Raw genomic sequence first — 26,151 nt, 5'->3', positions numbered from 1 at the left:
TCGTCGCTTCCCCGAGTCCTGTGCCCGTATCTCGCCGCTTCGATTCGCCTGCCAGGCTAGACGCTCACCAGGTGTCCCGGGTACACGAGGGCGGACTTGGGTACGCAGGGCAGCAGACGGTCGTGCGCCGGGCACACAACTATGGGGCCCTCGGTGAGGGAAATGGGATGACCCGGCGACCTTCCCCGCCGTCCCGTTCCGGCCTGGTACGTTTCAACGATTTGACGACCGCATAGTCACCCGTTGACGGTGTGCTGTGGCGGTGAGCCAAAGTGGAAGTGGGCAAGCTTCCGATAATGGCCCGAGCGATACGGTCAACCCCTGCGGGAGGGACACGGTGGAGTCTGGCGTGGCGGCGCGGGGTTCAGGAACGCGCACAAAAGGCGGGCAGTCCGTGAAAAAGCAGCGCAATGGGACCATCGACGTGGACGCGGCAGCTCTGAACAGACTGCTCGCGGCCCTCGTGGCGATGCGTGACGGGAACTTCCGCCGGCGGCTCACCGTCTCCGGCGACGGCGTACTCACGGAGATCGCCGCTGTCTTCAACGAGGTGGCCGACCGCAATCTGCATCTGACGGGTGAGCTCGCCCGGGTCCGGCGTGTGGTCGGGCGCGAGGGGAAACTCACCGAGCGCCTGGAGACCGGCGCGTGCGAGGGCTCCTGGGCGGCGGCGATCGACGCCTCCAACGAGCTCGTCGACGACCTGGCGCGACCCGTGTCGGAAGTCGGACGCGTACTCTCCGCTGTCGCCGACGGTGACCTCGAGCAGCGCATGGAACTGCGCACGCACGCGCCGGACGAGACCGTACGCCCGCTGCGCGGGGAGTTCCTGAAAGTCGCCCGCACGGTCAACAACCTCGTGGACCAGCTGTCCGCGTTCACCGAGCAGGTGACGCGGGTCGCGGTCGAGGTGGGTACCGAGGGCAAGCTCGGCGGACAGGCGCAGGTCCGCGGCATGTCCGGGTCGTGGAAGGACCTCACGGACTCCGTGAACACCATGGCCTACCGGCTCACCGCGCAGGTGCGTGACATCGCCCTGGTGACGACGGCCGTGGCCAAGGGAGACCTGTCGCGGAAGGTCACCGTCCATGTGGCCGGTGAGATGCTCCAGCTCAAGAACACCGTCAACACGATGGTGGACCAGTTGTCGTCGTTCTCCTCCGAGGTGACCCGGGTCGCCCGTGAGGTGGGGACCGAGGGCGAACTGGGCGGGCAGGCGACGGTTCCCGGGGTGGCCGGGGTCTGGAAGGACCTCACCGACTCCGTCAACACGATGGCCGGGAACCTCACGTCCCAGGTACGCGGTATCGCCGAGGTGACGACGGCGGTCGCCAACGGAGACCTGTCCCAGAAGGTCACGGTGAGCGCCCGCGGCGAGGTCGCGCAGCTCGCCGAGACGATCAACCAGATGACCGAGACGCTGCGCACCTTCGCCGACGAAGTGACGCGCGTGGCGAGCGAGGTCGGTGGTGAGGGTCTGCTCGGCGGCCAGGCACAGGTACCCGGCGCGGCAGGCACCTGGAAGGACCTCACCGACTCGGTGAACACGGTCTTCCGCAATCTCACGACGCAGGTGCGCGACATCGCGCAGGTGACCACGGCGGTGGCCAGCGGTGACATGACGCAGAAGGTCACCGTCGATGTGGCCGGCGAGATGCTGGAGCTGAAGAACACCGTCAACACGATGGTGGACCAGCTCCAGGCCTTCGGTTCGGAGGTGACCCGGGTCGCCCGGGAGGTCGGCGTCGAGGGCCGCCTCGGCGGCCAGGCCGAGGTGCCCGGCGCCGCGGGGACGTGGAAGGACCTCACCGACTCGGTGAACACCGCCTTCCGCAACCTCACCGGCCAGGTGCGTGACATCGCGCAGGTGACCACCGCCGTCGCCAACGGCGATCTGTCGCAGAAGGTCACCGTCGATGTGGCGGGCGAGATGCTGGAGCTGAAGAACACCGTCAACACGATGGTGGCGCAGCTGTCCAACTTCGCCGACCAGGTGACGCGGATGGCCCGGGACGTGGGTACGGAGGGCCGCCTGGGCGGTCAGGCCCGTGTCGACGGTGTGTCCGGTACGTGGAAGGAACTCACCGACTCCGTCAACTTCATGGCGGGGAACCTGACCTCCCAGGTGCGCCAGATCGCCCAGGTGACCACGGCGGTGGCGCGGGGTGACCTGTCGCAGAAGATCGATGTGGACGCCCGGGGCGAGATCCTGGAGCTGAAGAACACCATCAACACCATGGTCGACCAGCTCTCCGCCTTCGCGGACCAGGTGACCCGGGTGGCCCGCGAGGTGGGCACGGACGGCCGTCTCGGCGGTCAGGCGCAGGTGCCCGGTGTGGCAGGCGTGTGGCGTGACCTGACCGACTCGGTGAACGGCATGGCGGGGAACCTCACCGCCCAGGTCCGCAACATCGCGCAGGTCGCCACGGCGGTGGCGCGGGGTGACCTGTCGCAGAAGATCGACGTGGACGCCCGGGGCGAGATCCTGGAGTTGAAGAACACCCTCAACACGATGGTCGACCAGCTCTCGAACTTCGCTGAGCAGGTGACGCGCGTCGCCCGTGAGGTGGGTACGGAGGGCATCCTCGGCGGCCAGGCGGAGGTGCAGGGCGTCTCCGGTACGTGGAAGGACCTCACCCAGTCCGTCAACGGCATGGCGAACAACCTGACGCTTCAGGTGCGCAACATCGCCGAGGTGACCACGGCGGTCGCGAAGGGTGATCTCTCCAAGAAGATCACCGTCGACGCCAAGGGCGAGATCCTCGAACTGGTCACGACCGTCAACACGATGGTCGACCAGCTGATGAACTTCGGTGACGAGGTGACGCGGGTCGCCCGCGAGGTGGGTACCGAGGGCATTCTCGGTGGCCAGGCCCGGGTGCGTGGCGCCACGGGCATCTGGAAGGACCTCAGTGAGAACGTCAACCTGATGGCAAACAACCTGACCAGCCAGGTGCGCAACATCTCCCGGGTCTCCTCCGCGGTCGCCAACGGCGACCTGACGAAGAAGGTGACGGTCGAGGCGCGTGGCGAGGTCGCCGAACTCGCCGACACCGTCAACACGATGGTGACGACGCTGTCCTCGTTCGCCGACGAGGTGACCCGGGTGGCGCGTGAAGTGGGCACCGAGGGAGAGCTGGGCGGCCAGGCACGCGTCCCGGGAGTCTCGGGCACCTGGAAGGACCTCACCGAGTCGGTGAACTCGATGGCGTCCAACCTGACCGGACAGGTGCGCCAGATCGCCACGGTCACCACGGCCATCGCCAAGGGTGATCTCACGAAGAAGATCGACATCGATGCGCGCGGTGAGATCCTGGAGCTGAAGAACACCATCAACACGATGGTCGACCAGCTCTCTTCCTTCGCGGACCAGGTGACCCGGGTGGCCCGCGAAGTGGGTACCGAGGGGCAGCTGGGCGGGCAGGCACGGGTCCGGGACGTCGACGGGACGTGGCGCGACCTCACCGAGTCGGTGAACGAGATGGCGGGGAACCTGACCCGCCAGGTGCGCGCCATCGCGGCCGTCGCCACCGCGGTGACCCGCGGCGATCTCAACCTCAAGATCGATGTTGACGCGGCCGGTGAGATCCAGGTGCTGCAGGACAACATCAATACGATGATCGCCAATCTGCGCGACACCACGCTGGCCAACAAGGAACAGGACTGGCTGAAGGGCAACCTCGCCCGGATCTCGGGTCTGATGCAGGGGCGTCGCGATCTGGACGACGTCGCCTCGCTGATCATGAGCGAGCTGACGCCGGTCGTGTCCGCCCAGCACGGTGCCTTCTTCCTGGCCATGACCACCGGCGACGGGGGCGAGGTCGGGTCGGACGCCGGCAAGGAGAGCTCGTACGAGCTGCGCATGCGCGGCAGTTACGGCTACTCGGCGGGCTCCATGCCGACCTCCTTCCGGCCCGGTGAGACCCTCATCGGCACGGCGGCCGAGGAGAAGCGGACGATCCAGGTGGACAACGTGCCGCCGGGGTACCTGAAGATCTCCTCGGGACTGGGCGAGGCGCCGCCCGCGCATGTGATCGTGCTTCCGGTGCTCTTCGAGGGCCAGGTGCTCGGTGTCATCGAGCTGGCCTCGTTCCAGCCGTTCACACACATCCAGCGGGACTTCCTCAACCAGCTCGCCGAGATGATCGCCACGAGCGTCAACACCATCAGCGTGAACACGAAGACCGAGAAGCTCCTCGAACAGTCCCAGGAGCTCACCGAGCAGCTGCGCGACCGCTCGCAGGAGCTCGAGAACCGGCAGAAGGCGCTGCAGGCCTCCAACGCGGAGCTGGAGGAGAAGGCGGAGCTGCTGGCCCAGCAGAACCGCGACATCGAGGTGAAGAACACCGAGATCGAGGAGGCGCGGCAGGTCCTGGAGGAGCGCGCCGAGCAGCTCGCCGTCTCGATGCGCTACAAGTCCGAGTTCCTGGCCAACATGTCGCACGAGCTGCGTACACCGCTCAACTCGCTGCTCATCCTGGCCAAGCTGCTCGCGGACAACGCCGAGGGCAATCTCTCCCCGAAGCAGGTGGAGTTCGCCGAGACGATTCACGGCGCGGGTTCCGACCTGCTCCAGCTGATCAACGACATCCTCGACCTTTCCAAGGTCGAGGCGGGCAAGATGGACGTGAGTCCGACCCGGATCGCACTGGTGCAGCTGGTCGACTACGTGGAGGCGACGTTCCGGCCGCTCACCGCGGAGAAGGGGCTCGACTTCTCCGTGCGGGTGTCTCCGGAGCTCCCCGCCACGCTGCACACGGACGAGCAGCGGCTCCTGCAGGTCCTGCGCAACCTCCTGTCCAACGCGGTCAAGTTCACCGACAGCGGCGCCGTGGAACTGGTCATCAGGCCGGCCGGCGCCGATGTCCCGAACGCCATCCGGGAACACCTGCTGGAGGCCGGCTCGCTGCGTGAAGCGGACGGCGACCTGATCGCCTTCTCGGTCACCGACACCGGGATCGGTATCGCGTCCAGCAAGATGCTGGTGATCTTCGAGGCGTTCAAGCAGGCGGACGGCACGACCAGCCGCAAGTACGGGGGAACCGGGCTGGGTCTCTCCATCAGCCGGGAGATCGCCCGTCTGCTGGGCGGTGAGATCCACGCGGCGAGCGAACCGGGACGCGGCTCGACCTTCACGTTGTACCTGCCCCTGCACCCGAGCGAGCTGCCTCCGCAGGGCTATCCGCAGTTGGGGGCCGGCCCCGCAGAGGTGCATGCGGGTTCCGCCGAGGGCGTCCAGCACGTGGAGGCGTCGCCGGGCAACGGGACCGAACAGCCCCTGGGCGACCCCGCCAACTCCGCCGGAGTGTTCCGGCGCCGGCGCAAGGCCCTCGGGGGAACCGCGCACCGCCCCGCCCTGAACGGCGCGTCCGGGGAGGCGGGCGCAGCACCGGAGGAGTGGGTGCAGAGCCCGCAGGATGAGGCGGAGCCCCGCCGGACGTTCCGATTCCACGGCGAGAAGGTGCTGATCGTCGACGACGACATCCGCAATGTCTTCGCCCTCACCAGCGTGCTGGAGCAGCACGGTCTATCGGTGCTGTACGCGGAGAACGGGCGTGAGGGGATCGAAGTCCTCGAGCAGCACGACGATGTGACGATCGTACTGATGGACATCATGATGCCCGAGATGGACGGCTACGCGACCACGACGGCGATCCGGCGGATGCCGCAGTTCGCCGGGCTGCCGATCGTGGCGCTGACCGCCAAGGCCATGAAGGGCGACCGTGAGAAGGCGATCGACAGCGGGGCCTCCGATTACGTGACCAAGCCGGTCGATTCCGACCATCTGCTGTCGGTGATGGAGAAGTGGATGCGGGGAGAGTGACCGTGCGCGGAGGAGTGCGCCGGATTCCGTCGGCCGGCTGTACCCCGAAGGGTGTGAGCGAGCGGATTCCGGGGAACCTTCTGGTCTTCGACCGCGTTTTCGCTATGTGCACAGTGACATCGCGGTGACAGGGTGTGGTGACGGGCGGGGTGCAGCTACCATGACCGGCACAAGGACGGACGGCGTAAGGGAGCCGTCCCCTGGGGCGGCACCCGGTGCGATGCCGGGGCGAGGAGGGCGGGCCATGATGCAGAAGGCCAAGATCCTCCTGGTCGATGACCGGCCGGAGAATCTGCTGGCGCTGGAGGCCATCCTCTCTGCGCTCGATCAGACACTGGTGCGGGCATCGTCAGGGGAGGAAGCGCTCAAGGCGCTGCTCACGGATGATTTCGCGGTCATTCTGCTTGACGTACAGATGCCCGGCATGGACGGATTCGAGACGGCTGCACACATCAAGCGGCGGGAGAGAACCCGGGACATCCCGATCATCTTCCTGACCGCCATCAACCACGGCCCGCACCACACCTTCCGGGGTTATGCGGCGGGTGCGGTGGACTACATCTCGAAGCCCTTCGACCCCTGGGTGCTGCGCGCCAAGGTCTCGGTCTTCGTCGAGCTGTACATGAAGAACTGCAAGCTGCGCGAACAGGCTTCGCTGCTGCGGCTCCAGCTCGAGGGCGGCGCCCACCAGGGCGCCGACGAGAAGGAGCCGGCCGGTCTGCTGGCCGAGCTCTCGGCACGGCTCGCCGCGGTCGAGGAGCAGGCGGAGGCTCTCTCCAAGCAGTTGGACGACGACTCCGCGGATGCCGCCGCTGTTGCCACGGCTGCCCATCTCGAGCGCAAGCTCACCGGATTGCGGCGCGCGCTCGACGCGCTGGAGCCCGGGACGAGTGGTTCCGCGACCACGCTGCCCTCGCAGAGCTGACCTGCGAGGGCTGAGGGTGCGTCAGTTCAGTGCCTGTGGAAGGGCGACACGGACGGGTGAAGCCGTAGGCACACGTGTCCACCGACGTCCGCACCGGTAACCTCAGTCCCATGGCCTCACGTACGTCCGGCAAGGGTTCCCTGGGCACGGCGGGCACCGCGAAGGGTGCCGGCCGTACGCAGGGACCGGCGAAGAAAGCCGCGCCCGTCAAGAAGGCGGCGGCGAAGAAGGCCGCGCCCGCCAGGAAGGCGCCCCCCAGGAAGGCGGCGGCGAAGAAACCCGCCCCCAAACCAGCCCCGTCCCCCACGGGGGGCGTGTACAGGCTCGTCCGCGGGCTCTGGCTGGGCACGGCGCACGGCGTGGGGGCGGTCTTCCGCTCCATAGGGCGCGGTGCGAAGGGACTTGACCCGGCACACCGCAAGGACGGGCTCGCCCTCCTGCTCCTCGGTCTCGCACTGGTCGTGGCGGCGGGTACGTGGTCGCACCTGAAGGGCCCGGTCGGCGATCTCGTCGAGATGCTCGTGACCGGGGCTTTCGGGCGGCTCGATCTGCTGGTGCCGGTACTGCTGGGCGCCGTCGCTGTGCGGCTGATCCTCTATCCGGAGAAGCCCGAGGCCAACGGCCGTATCGTGATCGGACTCTCCGCCCTCGTCATCGGTGTGCTCGGACAGGTCCACATCGCCTGCGGCTCGCCCGGCCGCGAGGACGGGACCGGGGCCATGCAGGACGCGGGCGGGCTGATCGGCTGGGCTGCCTCCCAGCCACTCGTCTTCACGATGGGCGAGGTCCTCGCCGTTCCGCTGCTTCTGCTGCTGACGGTCTTCGGGCTCCTGGTCGTCACCGCCACCCCGGTCAACGCCATCCCGCGGCGGCTGCGGCAGCTGGGTGTGCGGCTCGGCATCGTCGACCCGGTGCACGTGCCGGGCGAGGAGGGCGTGAGCGACGACGAGCGGTACGACGAGCAGTGGCGCGACGCACTGCCCGAGCGCTCCCGGCGCTCAGGACGGCGCCCGGAGACGGACTTCCACGACTCGGAGCAGGCCGAGGGCGAGGCGCATGGCAGGCGGCGCAGGCCTCGCAGGTCGTCCGCCCAGCCCGCGATGAACCGCACCATGGACGCCGTGGACGTCGCGGCCGCCGCGGCAGCCGCGCTCGACGGGGCGGTGCTCAACGGCATGCCCCCGTCGCCGGTCGTCGCCGATCTCACCCAGGGAGTCTCCGCGGACCGGGAGCGGGAGCAGACCGGTACGCCGGTGCCCGGCGCGCGGTCGGCTGAGAAGGCCCCGCCCGGTGGCAGGAGCGCGGAGAAGGGCGCCTCGTCCTCCGGCGGCGTACCCGATCTGACGAAGCCCGCCCCCGAGCGCTCCGAGGCGCTGCCCGCCCGCGCCGAGCAGCTCCAGCTCTCCGGCGACATCACGTACTCGCTGCCCTCGCTGGACCTGCTGGAGCGCGGTGGACCCGGCAAGACGCGCAGCGCCGCCAACGACGCGGTCGTCGCCTCACTGACCAACGTCTTCACGGAGTTCAAGGTCGACGCGTCCGTCACCGGCTTCACCCGTGGCCCGACCGTCACCCGGTACGAGGTGGAACTCGGCCCCGCCGTCAAGGTCGAGCGGATCACCGCCCTCACCAAGAACATCGCCTACGCCGTCGCAAGCCCGGACGTCCGGATCATCTCCCCGATCCCGGGCAAGTCCGCCGTGGGCATCGAAATCCCCAACTCCGACCGGGAGATGGTCAACCTCGGTGACGTCCTGCGCCTCGCGGACGCGGCCGAGGACGACCACCCCATGCTGGTCGCACTCGGCAAGAACGTCGAGGGCGGCTACGAGATGGCCAACCTGGCGAACATGCCCCACGTGCTGGTCGCCGGTGCGACCGGTTCCGGCAAGTCCTCCTGCATCAACTGTCTGATCACCTCGGTCATGGTGCGGGCGACCCCGGAGGACGTGCGGATGGTGCTCGTCGACCCGAAGCGGGTCGAGCTCACCGCTTACGAGGGCATTCCGCACCTCATCACGCCCATCATCACCAACCCGAAGAAGGCCGCCGAGGCGCTCCAATGGGTCGTGCGGGAGATGGATCTCCGCTACGACGACCTCGCGGCCTACGGCTTCCGGCACATCGACGACTTCAACCACGCGGTGCGCACCGGCAAGGCCAAGACGCCCGAGGGAAGCGAGCGGGAGCTCTCCGCGTACCCGTATCTGCTGGTCATCGTCGACGAGCTGGCGGACCTCATGATGGTGGCCCCGCGCGACGTCGAGGACTCCATCGTCCGGATCACCCAGCTGGCGCGCGCCGCCGGCATCCACCTGGTGCTCGCCACCCAGCGTCCCTCCGTGGATGTCGTGACCGGTCTGATCAAGGCCAATGTGCCCTCCCGACTCGCTTTCGCGACCTCGTCGCTCGCCGACAGCCGGGTCATCCTCGACCAGCCAGGCGCCGAAAAGCTCATCGGTAAGGGTGACGGTCTGTTCCTTCCCATGGGGGCGAACAAGCCGACCCGTATGCAGGGGGCCTTCGTCACCGAGGCTGAGGTCGCGGCCGTCGTCCAGCACTGCAAGGATCAGATGGCGCCGGTCTTCCGCGAGGACGTGGTGGCCGGCACGAAGCAGAAGAAGGAGATCGACGAGGACATCGGCGACGACCTCGATCTGCTCTGCCAGGCTGCCGAGCTGGTCGTCTCCACCCAGTTCGGCTCGACATCGATGCTCCAGCGCAAGCTGCGGGTCGGCTTCGCCAAGGCCGGTCGGCTGATGGACCTGATGGAATCGCGCAACATCGTGGGTCCCAGCGAGGGCTCCAAAGCGCGGGATGTCATGGTGAAGCCGGACGAACTCGACGGTGTGCTGGCCGTCATCCGTGGAGAAACCGCTTCGTAAGAGTTTTGCGGGCAACCGTTTCGCCCGGCCGTACGTCAAGTTGAAGGGAGGAGCAGTGGGATGATCCGTCTTGCGCTCAGTCCTCAGTCCTGCCCGAGGGGCTGCCCGGCGAACCCGATGGCGTACAAAGTCGTCGCTCCCGGTTGCCCCACCCTTTCGTACCACCCCTAGACTGAACATCCAGCAGGTGGCTCACGCTCGAAAGGCGCCCCCGTGTCCATCGGCAACTCCCCCGAAGACGACCGGCCTTCGATCGGTCGCGCGCTTCAGCAGGCTCGTATCGCCTCAGGTCTGACGGTCGAGGAAGTCAGCAGCTCCACCCGGGTGCGCATCCCCATCGTGCACGCGATCGAGGAGGACGACTTCTCCCGCTGCGGCGGAGACGTGTACGCCCGAGGCCACATCCGTATGCTCGCCCACGCCGTCCGGATCGACCCCGATCCGCTGATCGCGGAGTTCGACGCCGAGCAGGGCGGCCGTCCGGCGCCCACGCCCGTGGCGCCGTTGTTCGAAGCGGAACGGATCCGCTCCGAACCCCGTCGGCCCAACTGGACCGCGGCCATGGTCGCCGCGATCGTCGTCGTGGTCGGCTTCGTCGGCTTCACGCTCTTCAGCGGCGAGACCGAGGGGTCGGGCGCGGCGAATGTCGCCGAAGGCTCGACGCCTGACAAGACCACTGCCAAACCCACCGCGAGCAAGCCCGCCGACCCCAAGCCCGCTCCGTCCGAAAGTGCCATCGCCGCCGCTCCGCGGGACAAGGTGACGGTCAGGCTCAGCGCCACCGAGCCTGGGAGCTGGATCTCGGCCAAGGACCACAACGGGCGGCTGCTCTTCGATGGTCTGCTGGAGCCGGGTGACTCCAAGACCTTCCAGGACAAGGAGCGGGTCGATCTGGTTCTCGGGAACGCCGGAGCGATCGATCTCTTCGTGAACGGCAAGAAGGTCGACGACGAGTTCGAGTCGGGTCAGGTCGAACGGCTTTCGTACACCAAGGGTGACCCCGAGGTCGGCTGACCTCTCCGCCCCTGCTTCTTCGACGGTGAGTGCCCGGCGGTCCCGCCTGGCACTCACCGTCTTTTTGCGCCCGCGCGCCTTCCGTCTCAGTACGCCCCCGTCACTCCGCGTAGCGGTCAGCCCTGCACGGCGGGCCCGGTGCCGGGACAAAGTAGTCTTGAGCCCATGCCTGAACGCCGTACCGTCGCCCTTGTCACTCTTGGCTGCGCCCGTAACGAGGTGGACTCGGAGGAGCTTGCAGGCCGCTTGGCAGCGGACGGCTGGGAGCTCGTCGAGAACGCCACGGACGCGGATGTCGCCGTCGTCAACACCTGTGGGTTCGTCGAGGCCGCCAAGAAGGACTCCGTCGACGCCCTGCTCGAAGCCAACGATCTGAAGGATCACGGCAGAACCCAGGCCGTCGTAGCGGTCGGCTGCATGGCCGAGCGCTACGGCAAGGACCTCGCCGAGGCGCTGCCGGAAGCGGACGGAGTCCTCGGATTCGACGACTACGCCGACATCTCCGACCGTCTGCAGACCATCCTCAACGGTGGCATCCACGCCTCCCACACCCCGCGAGACCGGCGGAAGCTGCTGCCGATCAGCCCGGCCGAGCGGCAGGATGCCGCCGTCGCGCTGCCGGGGCACGCCCAGGAGATCGCGCCGGCTCCGGCGGATCTGCCGGAAGGTGTCGCGCCCGTTTCCGGCCCGCGGGCACCGCTGCGCCGCAGGCTGGGTACCAGCCCGGTCGCCTCGGTGAAGCTCGCCTCGGGGTGCGACCGGCGCTGCTCGTTCTGTGCCATCCCGTCCTTCCGCGGCTCGTTCATCTCGCGGCGCCCCTCCGACGTGCTCGGAGAGACCCGCTGGCTCGCCGAGCAGGGCGTCAAGGAGGTCATGCTCGTCTCCGAGAACAACACCTCGTACGGCAAGGACCTCGGGGACATCAGGCTCCTGGAGACCCTGCTGCCGGAGCTCGCCGAGGTCGACGGGATCGAGCGGATCCGCGTCAGCTATCTGCAGCCCGCCGAGATGCGGCCGGGTCTGATCGACGTACTCACCTCGACGCCCAAGGTCGCCCCCTACTTCGACCTCTCCTTCCAGCACTCGGCTCCGGGGGTCCTGCGGGCGATGCGGCGGTTCGGCGACACGGACCGTTTCCTCGAACTCCTGGACACCATTCGGACGAAGGCGCCCCAGGCGGGTGCGCGGTCGAACTTCATCGTGGGGTTCCCCGGTGAGACGGAAGCCGACCTCGCCGAGCTGGAACGCTTCCTCACCGGCGCGCGCCTGGACGCCATCGGGGTCTTCGGCTACTCCGACGAGGAGGGTACCGAGGCGGTCGGTTACGAGAACAAGCTGGACGCCGACGTCATCGCCGAGCGCCTCGCGCACATCTCGCAGCTGGCCGAGGAGCTGACCTCCCAGCGGGCCGAGGAGCGGGTCGGCGAAACGCTTCAGGTCCTGGTCGAGTCCGTGGAGTCCGACGAGGACGGGCCCGTGGCGGTGGGCCGAGCCGCCCACCAGGCGCCGGAAACGGACGGCCAGGTCGTCTTCACCGCACGCGAAGGGCTCGTGCCGGGCCGTATGGTCGAAGCGAAGGCAGTGGGCACCGAGGGAGTGGACCTCGTGGCCGAACACCACGAGCTTGCGGAGGCAGCCAGATGACGGGAGCCCCGGCGACCGCGGCAGGCGGCTCCGGCGCGACGCCGGCGCACCGCGGCGGCAAGCTGGGTGCGGCGGCCGTCAACCAGGCCGGCCTGTGGAACATCGCGAACATCCTCACGATGGTGCGGCTCCTGCTGGTCCCGGGCTTCGTCATGCTGCTCCTGCACGACGGTGGCTACGACCCGGTCTGGCGGTCGTTCGCCTGGGCGGCCTTCGCGGTCGCGATGATCACCGATGTCTTTGACGGCCATCTGGCCCGGACGTACAACCTGGTCACCGATTTCGGGAAGATCGCCGACCCGATCGCGGACAAGGCGATCATGGGTGCGGCGCTGATCTGCCTGTCGTCGCTCGGGGACCTGCCGTGGTGGATCACCGGCGTGATCCTCTTCCGCGAACTCGGGATCACCCTCATGCGCTTCTGGGTCATCCGGCACTCGGTGATCCCGGCGAGCCGCGGCGGGAAGGCGAAGACCCTGGCCCAGGGCATCGCCGTGGGCATGTACGTCCTGGCGCTGACGGGCCCGCTGGCGACCTTGCGATTCTGGGTCATGATGGCCGCCGTGGTGCTGACGGTCGTCACCGGGCTCGACTACGTACGCCAGGCCGTCGTGTTGCGTCGACTCGGGCTCGCGGCCGAGCGGGCGGCCGCCCTTGAGGCGGTCACGGTGGTGTCGGGCATGGAGGACGCGGCCGGTGGGCGGCGCTCCGGGGAATGCGCGGGCGGAACCGCGGAAGGCGTGGTGGAGACCGTCGGTGAGCCGGCAGGGGAACCGCCCTTCGGGAATCCGGTCGGGGAGCGCGTTGCGGGCAGCAGGGGCGCCGCGGAGGCCGAACGGTGACGTCCGTGGCGGCCCGGGTGCTGCGGCGGCTTCAGGAGCGCGGTGAGACGCTGGGCGTCGCCGAGTCCCTCACCGGCGGTCTGGTGGCCGCCGAGCTCACCTCCGTACCGGGTGCCTCGCTGTGCTTCCGCGGATCCGTCACGGCGTATGCGACGGCCCTGAAGCGGGATGTCCTGGGCGTGGACGGCGTGCTCCTGGCCGAGCGCGGGGCGGTGGACCCGGAGGTCGCCCGGGCGATGGCCGCAGGCGTAAGCAGGGTCCTCGGCGCGGACTGGGGCGTCTCGACCACCGGGGTCGCGGGTCCCGAGCCGCAGGACGGCAAGCCCGTCGGCACGGTCTTCGTGGCGGTTTCCGGGCCTGGTGGCGTACAGAAAGTCGCCGAGCTGAGGTTGAACGGCGGGCGGACGGACATCCGTAAGGAGAGTGTGCGGAGTCTGCTCGAACTGCTTTCGGGCGAACTCGGCGAGAATGCGGGGGCACAGGATACGGAACAGAACGGGGGGAATTGATGTTTGCAGCCCTGAGTGAACACGACATCGCTCCCCGCACGGCCGCAGCGCAAGGCGGTACGGTGGGGCGTGAAGGATGCGGCTACGCGGTCCGAGGAGGGAGCCACCGATGATTCTGCTCCGTCGCCTGCTTGGTGACGTGCTGCGTCGGCAGCGCCAGCGCCAAGGCCGTACTCTGCGCGAAGTCTCCTCGTCCGCCCGAGTCTCGCTCGGCTATCTCTCCGAGGTGGAGCGGGGGCAGAAGGAGGCATCCTCCGAACTGCTCTCCGCCATTTGCGACGCGCTGGACGTACGGATGTCCGAGCTCATGCGTGAAGTGAGCGATGAACTGTCGCTGGCTGAGCTGGCCGAGTCGGCAGCAGCCAGTGATGCAGTGCCTGTGCCGGTACGTCCGATGCTCAATTCCGTCTCTGTTGCGTCGGTCGCAGGCGTACCGACGGGACGGGTGACCATCAAGGCGCCCGCGGAAGCGGTGGATGTCGTCGCCGCCTGACCGCACGGTTCGTATTGAACGAAAGCCCCGGCCGGCCCCTCGTGGGCCGGCCGGGGCTTTCGCGTATCGCGGTGTCCTCCGCGGTGTGTGCAGGACCGTTCGCGGGGCAGGCGCTGAGCATGACCGGAGCGTAATGCTCCGGAACAGCCGGCCGAATGACCGTTTCTCTGCATATGTGACATTGTGGACAAATGGTGAGTTGAACAGCTATCTGAACGGAGAAGTGCATGTCTGTCGTGAAGAGCGCCCTGTCCGAAGGCGACCGCAAGGTCGTGGGAGATGCGCTGCAAGGCGCACTGGTCGACCTTGTCGACCTCTCCCTGGTGGCCAAGCAGGTCCACTGGAATGTGGTCGGTCCGCGCTTCCGCTCGGTGCACCTTCAGCTCGATGAGGTCGTCGACACGGCGCGTCAGCACTCCGACACGGTCGCCGAGAGGGCTTCCGCCGTCGGCGTCAACCCGGACGGCCGGTCCCGGACCCTCGCGAAGACCACCGCGATCGATTCCGTGCCTGACGGCTGGATCCAGGACGTGGACGCGGTCCGTGTCCTGGTCGACGCCCTCCGCGTGGTCATCGACCGCATGCGTGAGCGGATCGAGGCGACCGACGAGCCGGACCCCATCAGCCAGGACATCCTGATCACGGTCACCGCTGATCTCGAGAAGCACGCGTGGATGTTCCAGGCCGAGAGCGCCTGAACCCGAATCGAGGAAGGAACCGCCGTGACGGACAAGAAGGCCGCGGACAAGCTCAAGGGCAAAGCCAAGGAAGCGACCGGCAAGCTCACCGGAGACCGCCGCAAGGAGGCCGAGGGCAAGGCCGACCAGGCCAAGGCCAAGGCGGAGGGCGCCGTGGGCGCGACCGGCGAGCGTGCCAAGGGTGTGAAGGACTCTCTCACCGACGACGACAAGAGGTAAGAGAGGCACAGACCGGTGTGCCCCCGTGGATTCGGCGAATCCCGGGGGCACCGGCATGCCGGGGCCGCGGGATGCAGCCGGCGCCGACCCGGGGGAAACTGCTGGGGAGGGCCGGTGCTCACCTCTCCCCACGGCGGCCCCCGGAGAGAGCGTGCGCCGTCGTACCGCTCGCGCCCCGCACGCCGTCAGTGCATCGGTGCGCCCTCCCGTCAGAGGATCAAGCCGTACTAGCGTCGGCCGGAGGAGGCAGCCATGGTGCGGCGATGGGTGCCGGCGCTCGTCCTCGGTGGCCTGTGGTGGTGGGCCGTGCTGCGGCTGGTCCTGGAGCCGGAGCACGCCGGACTGGTCGAGGGGGCGGTAGCGGCCGGGGGGTGGGGGCTGAGTCTCCTGCCGGTGCATGTTGCCGGCTCGGTGCGGCCGGAGCGGACCGCCGAAGAGCGTGGCAGCGACCCGGAGATACCCTCGGCCCCTCAGCGGGCCCCAGGGAGAGACTCAGCCGGTGGGACCTGACTGGCAGCGAGGGCACCAGTAGGCGGGACGGTCGTCGCGTTCTGCCTTACGGATCGGGGTGCCGCAGCGCAGGCAGGGGCGGCCGGCCCGCCCGTACACGAAGAGGCGCTCCCGTGTGCGGCTGCGGGACATGGCCGCCGTCGCCCTGGTGGTGGTCCGCATCGGACGCTCACGGTTGGCCTCCAGAAGCTGCTTGGCCGTGCTGACCAGCCGGGTGGCGATGGGCAGGGACAGCTCACCCACCGGGAGCCATGGCGTCGCACGGGCCATGAAGCAGAGTTCGCACATGTAGACGTTGCCGATGCCGGCCAGGTTGCGCTGGTCCAGGAGCGCGTCCCCGATCCGGCGCCCGGGGTCGGAGAGCAGACGAAGCAGAGCGGTCTCCGGATCCCAGTCCGGCCCCAGCAGATCGGGGCCGAGATGGCCGACCACCTGGTCCTCGTCGTCGGTGCGCAACAGCTCGAGGACGGGCAGGCGGTAGCCGACCGCGGTGTGCTCCGCGTTGGCGAGTACGGCGCGGATCTGGTGGTCGGGGCCGCCCCGCCATCGTTCGCCGTGGTCGTACACCCGCCAGGCGCCCTCCATGCGCAGATGGCTGTGGAGAGTGAGGCCGTTCTGGAAGCGTGTGAGGAGATGCTTGCCGCGCGCCGTGACACCCAGGACCGTCAGACCGGTCAGATCGGCTGTGGCGAAGCGCGGGACCCGCAGGTCGGAGACCGTCAGGACCTGACCGGCCAGTGCCACGTCGAGACGCCGGGCGGTCTGCAGGACGGTGTCACCTTCGGGCATGCATCCATGATGCGCGAACAGGGGTGCGCGCGGGTGTCCGCCCGCGCGCCCCGTACTCCCTCAGGCGCGGAGCCGCAGACCTCGCGGGGTGGCGAGGAAGCCGGCGGCCTCCAGGGTCCGGCCCAGGGGGGACGTGAGGGAGGAGGCCCCGTTGGTGCGCTCCACCGTGACCGTCCCGAGTGCCCCCGCGCGTGCCGCCGACGCGAGCGCATCGGCTGCGGCGCGCAGCGCCGGATCGGCGGGGTCGGTGGGCCAGGCGAGGAGGGACTTGCCGCCGCGTTCCATGTAGAGCGTCAGCTCGCCGTCCACGAGGACCACCAGCGCACCCGCCTTGCGCCCCGGTTTGTGTCCCGCGCCGTCCGGCGACTCGGGCCAGGGCAGTGCGGCGCCGTACGCGTTGGCAGGATCAGCCGCCGCGAGGACCAGTGCGCGGGGAGCCGAGCCGGGGTCCGCGCGGTCGCGTGCGGTGGAGGCCGACCTGAGCCGGTCCACCGCACCGTCCATGGCGAACTGGGCTGCCCCCAGTCCCTCGACGACGTAGCCGCGGCGGGCCTGTCCGCTGTCCTCGAACGCGGCAAGGATGCGGTAGACCGCCGAGAACCCGCCCTCGACACCCTCGGCCTGCACCGCACCCCGGGTCACCACGCCGTGGCGGTCCAGGAGCGTCCGGGCCAGGGCGTGCGCGCGATGGGTCGGTTCGGGCTCGGCGGGGGGCAGCAGCGACCAGCGGCCCGACACGGTCGGTGGACCGGTACGGGACGCGGGGCGTGCGGCTGCGGTCAGCGACCCGTACCGGCCGCGCGGCACATTGCGCCTCGCGCGGTGCGCGGTGGAGCCGGCGGTGCGCCCGGAGCCGAGGAGTGAACGCAGCGGAGCGAGGGTGTCGTTGGTGAGACGGCCGGACCAGACCAGGTCCCAGAGAGCCTCGGCCAGCTGGGGGTCGGTGCAGTCCGGGTGGGTGGTGGCCCGGACCTGGTCGGCGATCTGCCGGAAGAAGAGACCGTATCCGCCCGAGAGGACGGTGAGGAGCGACTCGTGCAGCGCGGTCTGCTCCAGCGGGTGGGGCGCGGGGAGGAGCAGGGGTGCGCTGTCGGCGAGATAGACGGAGAGCCAGCCGTCCTTTCCCGGGAGGGCGCCCGCACCGGCCCAGACGACCTCACCGGTGGTCGTGAGTTCGTCGAGCATGGCGGGGGTGTATCCGGCGACGCGGCTCGGCAGGATCAGCTTCTCCAGGGCGGACGCGGGGACCGGGGCGCCCTGCAACTGCTCGATGGAGCGGGCCAGCCCGTCGAGCCCGCGCAGGCTGCTGTCGCCGACGTGCTGCCACTGGGGGAGGAAACCTGCCAGCGCGGCCGGCGGAACCGGCTCCAGCTCGTGGCGGAGCGCGGCGAGCGAACGGCGGCGCAGCCTCCGCAGGACCGTGGCGTCGCACCACTCCTGGCCGATACCCGCGGGATGGAATTCGCCCTGGACGACACGGCCCGACGCGGCGAGCCGTTGCAGCGCCCCGTCCGTGACGGCGGTCCCGAGACCGAAACGACTCGCGGCCTGCGTGGAGGTGAACGGCCCGTGTGTACGGGCGTACCGGGCGAGGAGGTCACCGAGCGGGTCCTTGACAGGCTCGGTGAAAGCCTCGGGAACGCCTACCGGAAGGGCGGTGCCGAGCGCGTCCCGCAGCCTGCCGGCGTCCTCGACTGCCGCCCAGTGGGCCGCTCCGCCGATGCGGACCCGGATGGCGCGCCGGGACGTCTCGAGCTCCGGTGCCCACGCGGACTCCGCGCCTCGCTCCGTCAGTTCGGCTTCGGTGAGGGGACCGAGGACGCGCAGCAGATCGGCGACCCCTTCGGCGTCCTTGATCTTCCGGTCGTCGGTCAGCCACTGGAGCTCCCGCTCCAGTTCGGCCAGGACGTCGGCGTCGAGCAGCTCGCGCAGCTCCGCCTGGCCGAGCAGCTCGGCCAGGAGATGGGAGTCCAGCGAGAGGGCCGCCGCCCGCCGCTCGGCGAGCGGCGAGTCGCCCTCGTACAGGAACTGCGCGACGTAGCCGAAGAGGAGTGAGCGGGCGAACGGCGACGGCTCGGGTGTGGTCACCTCGACCAGACGGATGCGGCGCGCCTCCAGGTCGCCCATCAGCTCGGTGAGGCCGGGAACGTCGAAGACGTCCTGCAGGCATTCGCGGACGGCTTCGAGAACGATCGGGAAAGAGCCGAACTCGGAGGCCACCTGGAGCAGCTGGGACGCGCGCTGACGCTGCTGCCACAAAGGGGTGCGCTTTCCCGGGCTGCGCCTGGGCAACAGCAGGGCGCGCGCGGCGCACTCGCGGAACCTGGACGCGAACAGGGCGGATCCCCCGACCTGTTCGGTGACGACCTGGCTGATCTCCCCCTTGTCGAAAACGATGTCGGTGGCCCCGACGGGGGGCTGCTCACTGTCGTGTCCGGCGGCGGGAAAACCGTGTCCGGTATCCCCGCGTCCCGGACCGCCGGCGGCCCCACCGCCCGCATCCGACTGAACCGGATCGAAGTCGAGGAGGTCGAGGCCCATCAGATCGGCGTCGGGCAGCCGCAGGACGATGCCGTCGTCCGCGTGCATGACCTGTGCGTCCATGCCGTAACGCTCGCCGAGACGGGCGGACAGGGCGAGGGCCCACGGGGCGTGCACCTGGGCGCCGAAGGGCGAGTGCACCACGACCCGCCAGTCGCCGAGCTCGTCCCGGAACCTTTCGACGAGGACGGTCCGGTCGTCGGGGACGTGGCCGCAGGCCCGGCGCTGCTCGTCGAGGTAGGACAGGATGTTGTCCGCCGCCCAGGCATCGAGTCCGGCGGCGAGCAGCCGGAGCCTGGCGTCCTCGGCGGACAGCCCGCCGAGCTCGCGGAGGAACGCGCCCAGCGCACGGCCCAGCTCCAGCGGGCGGCCCAGTTGGTCGCCCTTCCAGAACGGCAGCCGGCCCGGAACTCCGGGGGCGGGCGAGACGAGGACCCTGTCCCTGGTGATGTCCTCGATCCGCCAGGATGTGGTGCCCAGCGTGAAGACGTCGCCGACCCGGGACTCGTAGACCATCTCCTCGTCCAGCTCACCGACGCGTCCGCCGCCCTTCTTCGGGTCCGCGCCTGCCAGGAAGACACCGAAGAGCCCCCGGTCGGGAATGGTGCCGCCCGAGGTGACGGCGAGTCGCTGGGCACCGGGGCGGCCCGTGACCGCGCCGGTGACACGGTCCCAGACCACACGGGGCCGCAGTTCAGCGAAGGCGTCGGACGGATACCGTCCGGCGAGCATGTCCAGCACGGCGGTGAACGCCGATTCGGGAAGCGAGGCGAACGGTGCTGCCCGGCGGGCGAGGGCCAGGAGGTCGTCGGCCTGCCAGCTGTCGAGTGCGACCGTGGCGACGATCTGCTGGGCGAGCACGTCCAGAGGGTTGGACGGGATCCGAAGGGCCTCGATGGCGCCTGCACGCATCCGCTCGGTGACGACGGCCGCCTGCACCAGGTCGCCGCGGTACTTCGGGAAGACCACGCCGGTGGACACGGCGCCGACCTGGTGCCCGGCGCGTCCCACCCGCTGCAGCCCCGAGGCCACGGACGGCGGCGACTCGACCTGGATCACCAGGTCGACCGCGCCCATGTCGATCCCCAGCTCCAGGCTGGAGGTGGCGACCACGGCGGGCAGCCGGCCCGCCTTGAGATCCTCCTCGACCTGGGAGCGCTGCTCCTTGGACACCGAGCCGTGGTGCGCACGGGCGAGAACCGGCGGCGCCCCTTTCGCGGCCCCGGACTGGGCCATGATCTCGGCGGGGGAGTGGGCCTCGGACAGGGGCCCGCCGCCCCCCGGTTCCTCCCCGGACGCGGCTCCGGCCGCCCGCTCGTAGGCGATCTCGTTCAGCCGGTTGCACAGGCGCTCCGCCAGCCGCCGCGAATTGGCGAAGACGATCGTGGAACGGTGCGCCTGTACGAGATCGGCGATCCGCTCCTCGACGTGAGGCCAGATGGACGGCTTCTCCGCCTGGCCGCCCTCGTCGCCCGTGGCCGGGGAACCGCTCAGCTCTCCGAGGTCCTCCACCGGAACCACGACGGAGAGGTCGAACTCCTTGGTGGACGGCGGCTGGACGATCTCCACCCTCCGCTGCGGCGACAGGAAGCGCGCGACCTCGTCCACCGGGCGGACCGTCGCCGACAGTCCGATACGCCGTGCGGGCCGCGGCAACAGCTCGTCCAGACGCTCCAGGGACACGGCGAGATGGGCACCGCGCTTGGTGCCCGCGACGGCGTGCACCTCGTCGACGATCACCGTCTCGACCCCGGCGAGCGCGTCCCGGGCCGAGGAGGTGAGCATCAGGAACAGGGATTCGGGAGTGGTGATCAGGATGTCCGGGGGTTTCGTCGCCATCGAACGGCGCTCGGCCGGAGGCGTGTCGCCGGAACGGATACCCACCCGCACCTCAGGCTCGGGCAGGCCCAGGCGAACCGACTCCTGACGGATCCCGGTCAGCGGGGACCGCAGGTTCCGCTCCACGTCTACGGCGAGCGCCTTCATCGGCGACACGTACAGCACGCGGCAGCGCTTCTTCGCCTCGGCGGGCGGCGGGACGGCCGCTAGCCGGTCCAGGGAAGCGAGGAAGGCGGCGAGCGTCTTGCCCGATCCCGTCGGCGCGACGACCAGTACGTCCGACCCCTCGCCGATCGCCCGCCAGGCTCCCTCCTGCGCCGCGGTGGGCGCGTCGAAGGCCGCCGCGAACCAGCTGCGGGTCGCGGGCGTGAACGAATCGAGTGCGGAACCGGCCATGCACCCCATCGTGCACCCCGCCACTGACAACGGCCGGTGGGCGTGCCCGGTACCTCCGCCGCGCCTTTCCGCGACGCGGCCGCGAGGGCCAGGTCTCCGGCACGGACACCAGCGGTGTCGAGGACGTCGGCCTCCCCGTAGCCACCGCGCGCCGACCGTAGCCACCGTGCGCGCCGATCGTCTGCCGGCGCACTGTCCGCAGCAGAACGGGTCAGCCCAGCCGCCGCCCGTATGCCCGGAGGGTCTGCAGAGCCCTGATCGTCACGATCGGACGGCCTTCCAGGGCGGTTCCGGGCGCCCATTCCCGCCAGTTGACCGGCCAGCCTCCGTCCTCCTTCTGTTCGGCCGCCAGATGGTCCAGCGCACTTTCCACTTCGCCGTCGCTGAACCAGCGACGGGCGAGCGATCCGGGTGTGCGGGCGTAGTCGTAAGGGAAGTGGTGTTCCCCCGGGGCGTAGCCGGCGGCTACCGGGTATTCCGCCCGGCGCCCCGGATCGAGCACCACCAGCCGTCGCTCACGCACGAGTTGTCCCAGCCGGTCGGCGGCCGATTCGGCGCGTGCACGGTCGGGGACGCCGTCCAGGAAGGCGATGGCCGCCTCGATCTCGTACGGATGCGACTGTTCCAGAGAGTCGACGGCGGCCCAGCAGAAGTCGGTGGCCCGGAAGAGCCAGGCGTGCCAGACCTGATTGCGGTGCAGCAGGCCGACCACCGGGCCCGTCGCCAGCAGTTCGGCGGGCGGGTCGTCGACCGCGGTGATGAAGGGTGCCGCGGGATAGCCGCGCTGGGAGGGATGCAGCGCGGGCAGGGCGCCTTCCTTGGTCGACACGTCCGTCAGGTAGCGGCAGATCCGCTCCACGCGCAGACCGCCGCAGCCACCGATCGAGTCGAGGACGCTCAGCGCGTGCGCGGTGTGCAGGGGCTGACTCACAGGTCCGCGGAGATCGGGTTCGAGCGCGTGGCCGTAGCCGCCGTCCTCGTTCCGGTAGGCGGCGAGCGCGGTTTCGACGATGTCCGCGCTTCCTCCGAGGAAGAGATGGGCGAACCGCCGCTGTTCGAGAACGCGTGCGGTGAGCCAGATGAACTGCTCGGCGCGGGCGAGAGGGGTTGCTCCGTTTCCAGCCATGAACCGACCGTAGAGGGGAAAGGGACGGCGGCATGGCCCTCGCGGCCGGGCTGCACTCTCAGGAGCGGGATAATGAAGGCATGCGGTTGACGATTTTCTGGGAACGGATGGCGGACCACTTCGGCGAGACGTACGCCGACTCGTTCGCACGTGATCACGTCATGGCGGAGCTCGGCGGGCGTACGGTGCACGAGGCCCTGGCCGCCGGCTGGGAGGCCAAGGACGTGTGGCGCGGGGTCTGCTCGGCGGTCGGCGTCCCTCCGGACCGGCGCTGACCGGCGCGGTCCCGCCCGCCGGCACGACCGGGTCGGCCGCGTCGATGTGACACCCGCGGCCACTGCGGCCACCGCGCCCGTCGGCGAGGGGCCGGGCGGCCCGGTGTCACCGCGGTGAGCGAGACTTGTCCGGTGGCCCCGACAGACGAGACCGACCAGACCCAGCCGCCCGCACCTCCGCCCGTCCCTCCGGCCGCACCGCCCGGTCCGCCGCCCGGAACCGGCCCCGTCCGCATGCCCGTCTGGCTGCCGCGTGCGATGGTCATGGCACTCACGCTCTACGGGTGTTTCCAACTGGGCAGCTGGGCCTTCCACCAGCTCATCGGCCTGCTGACCAATGTCCTCATCGCCTTCTTCCTGGCGCTGGCCATCGAGCCGGCCGTCAGCCGCATGGCCGGACACGGGATGCGCCGGGGTCTCGCCACCTTCCTGGTCTTCCTCGCCGTGCTGGTCGCAGGAGTCGGCTTCGTCGTCCTGCTCGGCTCGATGCTCGCCGGCCAGATCGTCGACATGGTCGAGGAGTTCCCCAAGTACCTCGACTCGGTGATCAACTGGGTCAACCAGACGTTCCGCACGGAGCTCTCCCGGGTCGAGGTTCAGGACAGTCTGCTGCACTCCGACTGGCTCCAGAAGTACGTCCAGAACAGCGCGACCGGTGTACTCGACGTCTCCACCACCGTGCTCGGCGGGCTGTTCCGGCTGTTGATGATCTTCCTGTTCTCGTTCTACTTCGCTGCCGACGGCCCCCGGCTGAGGCGCGCGCTGTGCTCCGTACTGCCGCCCTCCCGGCAGACCGAGGTGCTGCGCGCCTGGGAGATCGCGGTCGACAAGACCGGTGGCTACATCTATTCGCGCGGGCTGATGGCGCTGATCTCCGGCGCGGCGCACTACGTCCTGCTGGTGGTCCTCGGTGTGCCCTACGCGCCGGCGCTCGCGGTGTGGGTCGGACTCGTCTCGCAGTTCATCCCCACGATCGGCACGTATCTGGCGGGCGCGCTGCCCATGCTGATCGCCTTCACCGTCGACCCCTGGTACGCGTTGTACGTTCTCGGTTTCGTCGTGGTCTACCAGCAGTTCGAGAACTATGTGCTGCAGCCTAAGCTCACGTCCAAGACGGTCGACATCCACCCAGCGGTCGCCTTCGGGTCGGTCGTCGCGGGCACCGCGCTGATGGGCGCCGTCGGGGCGCTGATCGCCATTCCGGCCATCGCCACGCTGCAGGCCTTCCTGGGCGCGTACGTGAAGCGCTACGACGTGACCGACGACCCCAGGGTGCACGGCAGCCATCGCTGGCGCCGTGGCGACCCGTCGCTGTCCCGGATCCGCCGAGCATTGCGGGGCGGGGCGGAGGGCGGGGCTGGGCCCCGCAGGCGGTAGCCGGTGGCGTCGGCGGCGGGGCCGGGGTCCTGAAGCTCACCCGAACCCTGGCCCCATGTCGCCCGGATCCGGCACCGGGGTCCGTCACAGTTCTTCGGCTTGCCCGATATCGCCCGTTACGAGCCGCTACCCTCGGCTGTGTGGGCCCGGAGTGGTGCGCTTGACACTGAAATCGAACATCCATTCTCATGGGATCCGGGCCGGGTTTTGCCGGGCCCGACCGTGGAGTTGTCCACAGGCCGGGAGGACGTCGAGGCCCATTGTCAGTGGCAGGGGTTAGCGTCTGTCACGTGAAGCGATCGACTCAAGCAAATCGGGTGGAACCCATGGCAGGAACCGACCGCGAGAAGGCGCTGGACGCCGCACTCGCACAGATTGAACGGCAATTCGGCAAGGGTGCGGTGATGCGCCTCGGTGAGCGGCCGAACGAGCCGATCGAGGTGATCCCCACCGGGTCCACCGCGCTCGACGTCGCGCTCGGCGTCGGCGGGCTGCCGCGCGGTCGCGTGGTGGAGGTGTACGGCCCGGAGTCCTCCGGCAAGACGACGCTGACGCTGCATGCCGTGGCGAACGCGCAGAAGCTCGGCGGCTCGGTGGCGTTCATCGACGCGGAGCACGCTCTGGACCCGGAGTACGCGAAGAAGCTCGGCGTCGACATCGACAACCTCATCCTCTCGCAGCCGGACAACGGTGAGCAGGCGCTGGAGATCGTGGACATGCTGGTCCGCTCCGGTGCGCTGGACCTGATCGTCATCGACTCCGTCGCGGCCCTGGTGCCCCGTGCGGAGATCGAGGGCGAGATGGGCGACTCGCACGTGGGTCTGCAGGCCCGTCTGATGAGCCAGGCGCTCCGTAAGATCACCAGCGCGCTCAACCAGTCCAAGACCACCGCCATCTTCATCAACCAGCTCCGCGAGAAGATCGGAGTGATGTTCGGCTCCCCGGAGACCACGACCGGTGGCCGGGCGCTGAAGTTCTACGCCTCGGTGCGTCTGGACATCCGTCGGATCGAGACGCTGAAGGACGGCACCGACGCCGTGGGCAACCGCACCCGCGTCAAGGTCGTCAAGAACAAGGTGGCGCCGCCGTTCAAGCAGGCGGAATTCGACATCCTCTACGGCCAGGGCATCAGCCGTGAGGGCGGTCTGATCGACATGGGAGTGGAGCACGGCTTCGTCCGCAAGGCCGGTGCCTGGTACACCTACGAGGGTGACCAGCTCGGCCAGGGCAAGGAGAACTCGCGCAACTTCCTCAAGGACAATCCCGACCTCGCCAACGAGATCGAGAAGAAGATCCTCGACAAGCTCGGTATCGGTGTCCGTGCGGACGATGGGGCGGAGAGCACGGCCGATGCCGCGGCCGCCGCGGGTGCTCCGGCCGACGGGGCGGCCAAGTCGGTACCGGCTCCTGCTACCAAGGCCAAGCCTGCCAAGGCCGCAGCCGCCAAGAGCTAGGTCATGACGCGTCGCACGGAGTGGCCGGGTGCCGATGCCGGTGCGGGTCCCGGCCCCGAGTACGCCGCGGAACCGTCCGGGGATTCCCCGGAGCCCGGCCGGGGGGCCGGGTTCGGCGAGGGAGTGGGCCGTCGTTCCCGCTCCCGTTCCAGAAGCAGCGGTTCCCCTTCCTCGTCGAGGGCCGAGAAGGGGGAACCGCGAGACCCGGTCGAGCAGGCGCGCAACATCTGTCTCAGGTTGCTGACCGGGACCCCGCGCACCCGCAAGCAGCTGGCAGACGCGCTCCGTAAGCGGGAGATCCCCGACGAGGCGGCCGAGGAAGTGCTCTCGCGGTTCGAGGACGTGGGGCTGATCGACGACGCGGCGTTCGCGGACGCCTGGGTCGAGTCCCGGCACCACGGCAGAGGACTGGCCCGCCGTGCCCTCGTGCGGGAGCTGCGCACCAAGGGTGTGGACCCGGTGGTGATCGACGAGGCGGTCGGACAGCTCGACCCCGAACAGGAGGAGGAGACCGCCAGGGAGCTCGTCGCGCGGAAGCTCCGCTCCACACAGGGGTTGGACCGCGACAAGCGGCTGCGCCGGCTGGCCGGCATGCTCGCCCGCAAGGGGTACGGCGAGGGGATGGCCCTGCGAGTGGTGCGTCAGGCGATCGAGGCTGAGGGAGAGGACACGGAAGGGCTGGACGAGCCCTTCTGACGGGGAAACGGGGGAGAGACGGGGGGCGAGCCGGCTGGCGGGCGCGGGGGATCGCTGTGCCAGGAGTGACCGGGGATCGAGGATCGGGCGCACAG

General features: G+C 69.5%; 18 protein-coding genes. 15 read left to right on the top strand and 3 right to left on the bottom strand.

The window, feature by feature from the left end; all coding sequences use genetic code 11:
- The first annotated feature begins 394 nt into the window (after positions 1–394).
- From BFF76_RS15070 to BFF76_RS33795, 11 genes are all read left to right on the top strand, one after another.
- A complete protein-coding gene (locus BFF76_RS15070) occupies positions 395–5,824 on the top strand; it encodes a HAMP domain-containing protein (RefSeq protein ID WP_065848416.1) in 5,430 nt (1,809 codons plus the stop codon).
- Between the two features lie 244 nt (positions 5,825–6,068).
- Complete coding sequence (locus BFF76_RS15065; RefSeq protein ID WP_031099333.1) at positions 6,069–6,749, top strand: response regulator; 681 nt, start codon at positions 6,069–6,071, stop codon at positions 6,747–6,749.
- 110 nt (positions 6,750–6,859) lie between these two features.
- Positions 6,860–9,634 carry a DNA translocase FtsK gene (locus BFF76_RS15060; protein ID WP_065848423.1) on the top strand — a complete coding sequence of 925 codons (2,775 nt, stop codon included), beginning with the start codon at positions 6,860–6,862 and terminating at the stop codon, positions 9,632–9,634.
- A 213-nt stretch (positions 9,635–9,847) separates the two neighbouring features.
- Positions 9,848–10,648 (top strand): helix-turn-helix domain-containing protein, encoded by an 801-nt coding sequence (locus BFF76_RS15055; RefSeq protein ID WP_065848415.1) that lies wholly within the window; start codon positions 9,848–9,850, stop codon positions 10,646–10,648.
- Positions 10,649–10,813: 165 nt separating this feature from the next.
- Complete coding sequence (gene rimO / locus BFF76_RS15050) at positions 10,814–12,292, top strand: 30S ribosomal protein S12 methylthiotransferase RimO (protein WP_053929962.1); 1,479 nt, start codon at positions 10,814–10,816, stop codon at positions 12,290–12,292.
- The gene (pgsA, locus tag BFF76_RS15045; RefSeq protein WP_065848414.1) at positions 12,289–13,134 is read left to right on the top strand and encodes a CDP-diacylglycerol--glycerol-3-phosphate 3-phosphatidyltransferase; all 846 of its coding nucleotides are present in this window, start codon (positions 12,289–12,291) and stop codon (positions 13,132–13,134) included. Before rimO ends, pgsA begins: the two co-directional genes overlap by 4 nt.
- Entirely contained in the window at positions 13,131–13,643 is a 513-nt protein-coding gene (locus BFF76_RS15040) for a CinA family protein (RefSeq protein WP_065848413.1), read from the top strand. Before pgsA ends, BFF76_RS15040 begins: the two co-directional genes overlap by 4 nt.
- 109 nt (positions 13,644–13,752) lie before the next feature.
- Complete coding sequence (locus BFF76_RS15035; RefSeq protein WP_014153702.1) at positions 13,753–14,136, top strand: helix-turn-helix domain-containing protein; 384 nt, start codon at positions 13,753–13,755, stop codon at positions 14,134–14,136.
- Between the two features lie 227 nt (positions 14,137–14,363).
- The gene (locus BFF76_RS15030) at positions 14,364–14,834 is read left to right on the top strand and encodes a Dps family protein (protein WP_031099343.1); all 471 of its coding nucleotides are present in this window, start codon (positions 14,364–14,366) and stop codon (positions 14,832–14,834) included.
- A 24-nt stretch (positions 14,835–14,858) separates the two neighbouring features.
- Positions 14,859–15,053, top strand: coding sequence for a CsbD family protein (locus BFF76_RS15025; protein ID WP_031099345.1), 195 nt, complete (start codon positions 14,859–14,861; stop codon positions 15,051–15,053).
- Between the two features lie 252 nt (positions 15,054–15,305).
- Positions 15,306–15,563, top strand: coding sequence for a hypothetical protein (locus BFF76_RS33795; protein ID WP_065848412.1), 258 nt, complete (start codon positions 15,306–15,308; stop codon positions 15,561–15,563).
- Here the strand turns inward: BFF76_RS33795 and BFF76_RS15015 are convergent.
- From BFF76_RS15015 to BFF76_RS15005, 3 genes are all read right to left on the bottom strand, one after another.
- Complete coding sequence (locus BFF76_RS15015) at positions 15,546–16,352, bottom strand: Fpg/Nei family DNA glycosylase (RefSeq protein ID WP_065848411.1); 807 nt, start codon at positions 16,350–16,352, stop codon at positions 15,546–15,548. The two genes, BFF76_RS33795 and BFF76_RS15015, sit on opposite strands and share 18 nt — an antisense overlap.
- 60 nt (positions 16,353–16,412) lie before the next feature.
- A complete protein-coding gene (locus tag BFF76_RS15010) occupies positions 16,413–21,128 on the bottom strand; it encodes an Lhr family helicase (RefSeq protein WP_065848410.1) in 4,716 nt (1,571 codons plus the stop codon).
- A gap of 211 nt (positions 21,129–21,339) precedes the next feature.
- Complete coding sequence (locus BFF76_RS15005; protein ID WP_065848409.1) at positions 21,340–22,254, bottom strand: hypothetical protein; 915 nt, start codon at positions 22,252–22,254, stop codon at positions 21,340–21,342.
- Between the two features lie 80 nt (positions 22,255–22,334).
- Between BFF76_RS15005 and BFF76_RS15000 the strand changes: the two genes are divergently transcribed.
- The 4 genes from BFF76_RS15000 (at position 22,335) to recX (ending at position 26,056) form a co-directional block, all read left to right on the top strand.
- Entirely contained in the window at positions 22,335–22,529 is a 195-nt protein-coding gene (locus tag BFF76_RS15000) for a DUF3046 domain-containing protein (RefSeq protein WP_031099352.1), read from the top strand.
- A 234-nt stretch (positions 22,530–22,763) separates the two neighbouring features.
- Positions 22,764–23,906, top strand: a complete 1,143-nt coding sequence (locus BFF76_RS14995; protein WP_031099354.1) for an AI-2E family transporter — start codon at positions 22,764–22,766, stop codon at positions 23,904–23,906.
- 326 nt (positions 23,907–24,232) lie between these two features.
- Positions 24,233–25,360 (top strand): recombinase RecA, encoded by a 1,128-nt coding sequence (gene recA / locus BFF76_RS14990; protein WP_031099356.1) that lies wholly within the window; start codon positions 24,233–24,235, stop codon positions 25,358–25,360.
- A gap of 3 nt (positions 25,361–25,363) precedes the next feature.
- Positions 25,364–26,056, top strand: a complete 693-nt coding sequence (gene recX / locus BFF76_RS14985; protein WP_031099359.1) for a recombination regulator RecX — start codon at positions 25,364–25,366, stop codon at positions 26,054–26,056.
- Positions 26,057–26,151: the final 95 nt, after the last annotated feature.

The organism is Streptomyces mutomycini (assembly GCF_001700505.1).
Taxonomy (GTDB): domain Bacteria; phylum Actinomycetota; class Actinomycetes; order Streptomycetales; family Streptomycetaceae; genus Streptomyces; species Streptomyces mutomycini.
This window is presented reverse-complemented; position numbering and strand designations above follow the sequence as displayed.